The 397-nt window shown below is 41.6% G+C and carries 1 riboswitch.

Going from position 1 to position 397, the window contains the following annotated elements:
- Positions 1-329: 329 nt before the first annotated feature.
- Positions 330-397: riboswitch (SAM riboswitch) on the top strand. This riboswitch is flagged as partial in the annotation.

Genomic DNA, 397 nt, shown 5'->3' with positions numbered 1-397 from the left:
CCGTATGTCACCCTGACAGACTATGACACATTGATAGACGTGGCACTTGAACTGAAAGCGATTGAGCCGTCTGCGATGAACAAACTAAAACGCTGGAGACAAGATCCGTCCTCTGAATCTTGGATGGAAGAAACGGTCTGAAAAGAAGAAAAAGGACTAGAATGAAGAGCATTTTAGCCTATCGTTAACAAAAGCTGTGCCTGCCCGCACGGCTTTTTTATTTGGGTAAAAATAGTAAAAAAGACTCAAATTTTAATAAAAACTAATCCTATCAATAAAGTCGGGTTGACTTTTGTTTGAATTGTGTTAATATTTAAGACAAATTGAAACTCTTATCCAGAGAGGTGGAGGGACTGGCCCGATGAAACCCGGCAACCTGCGATCCGCAAGGTGCTAC

Origin of the sequence: Desulfofundulus thermobenzoicus (assembly GCF_009428905.1) — a bacterium.
Taxonomy (GTDB): Bacteria; Bacillota; Desulfotomaculia; order Desulfotomaculales; family Desulfovirgulaceae; genus Desulfofundulus_A; species Desulfofundulus_A thermobenzoicus.
Note: the sequence above shows the minus strand (reverse complement) of the source record. Positions and strands in the feature narration are given on the sequence as shown.